Source organism: Saccharomonospora sp. NPDC046836, assembly GCF_040645195.1.
Lineage (GTDB): Bacteria > Actinomycetota > Actinomycetes > Mycobacteriales > Pseudonocardiaceae > Prauserella_A.
The window spans coordinates 1-3,559 of the sequence record NZ_JBEYXW010000106.1 but is presented as its reverse complement, the minus strand read 5'-3'; the positions used below and the strand labels follow the sequence as shown (position 1 = coordinate 3,559).

General features: G+C 72.0%; 6 protein-coding genes. All 6 read right to left on the bottom strand.

The window, feature by feature from the left end:
* Positions 1–417, bottom strand: a 417-nt coding sequence (locus tag ABZ863_RS35425; RefSeq protein ID WP_358544136.1) for a GvpL/GvpF family gas vesicle protein, incomplete at its 3' end; no start/stop codon positions are given.
* A complete protein-coding gene (locus tag ABZ863_RS35420; protein ID WP_358544139.1) occupies positions 414–764 on the bottom strand; it encodes a gas vesicle protein in 351 nt (116 codons plus the stop codon). The genes ABZ863_RS35420 and ABZ863_RS35425, both read right to left, overlap by 4 nt.
* 41 nt (positions 765–805) lie before the next feature.
* Positions 806–1,783 (bottom strand): SRPBCC family protein, encoded by a 978-nt coding sequence (locus tag ABZ863_RS35415; protein WP_358544133.1) that lies wholly within the window; start codon positions 1,781–1,783, stop codon positions 806–808.
* Between the two features lie 6 nt (positions 1,784–1,789).
* Positions 1,790–2,626: a hypothetical protein gene (locus ABZ863_RS35410; RefSeq protein ID WP_358544130.1), complete on the bottom strand. Its 837-nt coding sequence runs from the start codon at positions 2,624–2,626 to the stop codon at positions 1,790–1,792.
* Positions 2,626–2,901 (bottom strand): gas vesicle protein GvpG, encoded by a 276-nt coding sequence (locus tag ABZ863_RS35405; RefSeq protein ID WP_128463688.1) that lies wholly within the window; start codon positions 2,899–2,901, stop codon positions 2,626–2,628. The genes ABZ863_RS35410 and ABZ863_RS35405 overlap by 1 nt, the downstream gene beginning before the upstream one ends.
* 1 nt (position 2,902) lies before the next feature.
* The coding region (locus tag ABZ863_RS35400) for a GvpL/GvpF family gas vesicle protein (RefSeq protein ID WP_358544127.1) at positions 2,903–3,559 on the bottom strand (657 nt) is incomplete at its 5' end.

Here is a 3,559-nt window from a genome sequence, read left to right as displayed (position 1 = left end):
GTCGGGCTCCACGAGCGGCACGGCGGTGTCGCGGTGCACCTTCACCGCCCACTCGACGTGCCCGGCGACCCGGTGCAGGGCCTCGCTCAGCCGCTCGGCGTGCTCCTCCATCACGACCCTGGTGCGGACGTCGTTGGCGTAGAGGGTGGCCAGCGGCAGCGGCACGGTGGCGGCGCCGGCCGCGGCGGCGCTGACCACGCGGTGGTGGGTGCGGGCGCACCGTTCCAGGTCGAGGCGGTCGGTGAACCGCTGCCGCAGCGCCTCCTCGGTGAACTCGGCGGCCGGCACGTCCTGCACGACGGCGGTCAGCGAGCCGAGCGGCAGCAGCCGCACCGGACCGCCGCCGTCGTGGCCGGGGCTGTGGATCTCGGGGCCGCCGGTCCGGCGGACGGCGTAGACGTACGTCGCGAAGGTCATGCGGAGGACCTCCTCTCGCTCGGGGACCTGGTGGTCCGTTCTGCCGCGCCGTCCTCCTCGCCGTCGCCCGGGTCCAGTTCCCTGAGGCGGCCGCGCAGGAAGGCGTTCTCCTCCATGAGTGCGTCGCGTTTGGCGCGGGAGGAGAGGGCCGGGTCGGTCTCCCACCAGTCGATCCCCGCCTTCCTCGCGGTGTCGACCGAGGAGACGAACAACCTCAGGCGGATGGTGAGCAGTTCGATGTCGAGCAGGTCGATCTTGATGTCGCCGGCGATGACGATGCCCTTGTCCAGGACGCGTTCGAGGATGTCGGCGAGGTTGCCCGAGGAGGGACCGTTGTGCGGCAGCACGTCGGTCTGCTCCCAGCCCTGCAGACCTGCCGGGGCGCCACTCACCGCTCCTCCTCCTCGTCCTCGTCGTCGTAGCCGCCCTCGTCGTCGTACTCCTCGTCCTGCTCGCCGTCCTCGTCCTCTTCGTCCTCCTCGCGGTCCTCGCGGTCCTCGTCCTCTTCGTCCTCTTCGCGGTCCTCGTACTCCTGGTCCTCGGAGTCCTCGTTCTCCGACTCCTCGTCCTCCCGCGCCTCCTCGTCGGTGCGGACCACCTCGCCGTCGCGGATCTCGCCGCGCCAGCCCTCGATCTCCGGGTCGGGGCCGAGGGTGACATGGCGGGCGAAGTGCTTGAGGTCCAGGCGCAGCCGGCGGCCCTGGGCACGCCAGAGGTTGCCGGTCTTCTCGAAGAAGCCCGCCGGGTAGTACTCGACGATGGCGACGACCCGGGTGAGATGGGGCGCCAGTTCGTGGAAGGTGACGGCACCCGCCGTGCTGCCCTTGGAGCCCTCGGAGGTCCAGACGATCCGGTCGTCGGGGACCTGCTCCTGGATGGTGGCCGTCCAGCTCCGCTCCGAGAGGAAGACCTTGGCCTTCCAGTCGGTCTCCTCGTCCTCGTTCTGGGTGACCGACTTGACGCCCTTCATGAACGAACTGAAGTCCTCGAACTGCGTCCAGTGGTCGTAGACCGTCCGCAGCGGCACCGGGATGTCGATCGACTCGACGATGTTGGTGACCTTGGTGTCGCCGGTGGAGCCGGTGCCGCCGCCGAACGCCTCCTTGACCTTGCCGACGGCCTTGTCCTTCACGTCCTTGGCCTTCTCGGAGGCCATCGCCTTGACCGGCGACTCGCCCTCCATGACCCGCTTGCCGGCCTCGCCGGCCGGCCCGCCGACGGACTCGGTGAGTTTCCCGGTCAGGTCGGTGACCTTCTCACCCGCCTTGTCGGCGAGGCTCTGGGCACGGGCGCTCAGGTGCGACCGGGCCTCCTCCTTGAGCCGGTCGAACGCCGAACCCTGCTCGTCGTCCTTCTTCGCGGCCATCTGCCGTCACCCCTCTCGCCCGGAGCGACGGGCACTCTTCGCCGGCGGCTTCTTCGCGGCGGACTTCTTGGCCGGTGCCTTCTTGGCCGTCTTCTTCGCCGGCCGCTCGTCCGACGCCTTCTTGGCGGGGGCCTTCTTGGCGGGGGCCTTCTTGCCGGGCGCCTTCTTCTCCGGAGCCGGCTGCTTCGCCGCCTTCTTGGCGGACCCCTCCTCCGCGGGCTTGCGTGCGGCGGACTTCTTCGCCGGGGGCGACTTCTTGCTGGGTGCCGACTTCTTCGCGGGGGGCGACTTCTTGGCGGCGGGCTTGCGGCGGGGGGCCGGCTCCGGCTCGGGCTCCTCGTCCTCGTCCTCCTCTTCCTCTTCCTCTTCCTCTTCCTCTTCCTCTTCGTCTTCGTCCTCGTCCTCGTCCTCGTCCGCCTCGCCGAAGTCGTCGTCCTCCCCTTCTCCCTCCTCGTACTCGTCCTCCGGCTCGTCCTCCCACTCCTCGTCGTCCTCGTGCTCCCCGGGCTCCTCGTCCTCCTCGGAGCCCGGGGAGCTGAGCAGTGAGGTGCGTTCGCGCAGGGAGTCGGCCAGCGAGTCGAAACGCCGGTCGGCCGCGGCGGTCAGCGCGGTCCTGCCCGCCGTCAGCAGGTCGCCGCGGACCTGGTCGCTGAGCGCGTTGAACTGCGGGGTCTCACGGAGCCGGTTGACTCCCTCGGTCACCAGCTCCTGCGGGCTGAGCTTGAACCGGCGTCCGGCCAGATAGGTACCGACGGTCAGTGCCAGCTTCGCCTTGCGGGTACGGCCGAGGGCGTACCCGGCGGCGACCGCGGTGGCGAGGGCCACTTTGTTCGTGTCGTTCATCAGTGACTTCCCAGGGGTGGGGGTGCGGGGTGAGTGGGAGCCGTGCCCGGTGGGCTGCCCTCCAACAGGTCCAGCAGGCGCTCCTCCTCCAGCTCGAAGCGCTCCTGGTCGATCTCGCCCTCGTCCAGCGCGCGGTTGAGCGCGGCCAGGCGGGCGCGCAGGACGGCCGGGTCGGCGGTCTCGCGTTCGGCCGTCTCCTCCAGCCGGTCGGCGATCCAGGCGACGCCGCGTGCGGGGGCGAGCGGCAGGGTGAGCAGTCCGGTGAGGAGGCCCATCTCAGACCGCCGCCCTGTGCGGCGCCGGGGCGGCGGCCGCCTCGGCGGGGACGAAGCTGTAGCAGGGCAGCGGGCCGGTGAGCAGCAGTTCCGCCCGGCCGGCCAGGGCGGCGGCGAGGCGGTCCGCCTCGGCGCGCAAGGCCGCTTCGGCGTCCCGGTCCAGCAGCAGCGACACGTTGAGGACGCACCCCTCGACCTGCGGTCCGTCGCACCACTGAGCCGCGAGCGGGACCAGGCCCCGGCGGACCCGTGCGGCGGCGAGCGTGGCCCGCCGCTCCAGCGCGTCCGACACCGCCTGCCCGAGCCGGACACTCGCCTCGTAACCGGGGCGGCGCAGTCCGCGGTCGCGCATGGCCCGCAATCCCGGTTCCTCGGCGAGGAGTCGGGCGAGGGCGGCCTCGCCCTGCGGGGGCATCGCCTTGACGTTCATCTCGACGCGGCCGCCGACCCGCTCCAGCGCCCGTTCGTAGGCGGAGCGGCGGGTGGCCAACTGGTCGAGCAGGACGGCCTCGTCGGGCAGCACCACCCCGAACCGCATCGGCAGGACCGGCCCGTCGGCGGCGAGCGCCCCCAGCAGCTCCTGGTGGGCGGTGAGGTCCCGACGCCGGGCACGTAGCCCGGGCGGGGCGTCGCCGACCCCCGCGGCCGGCGCATCCGG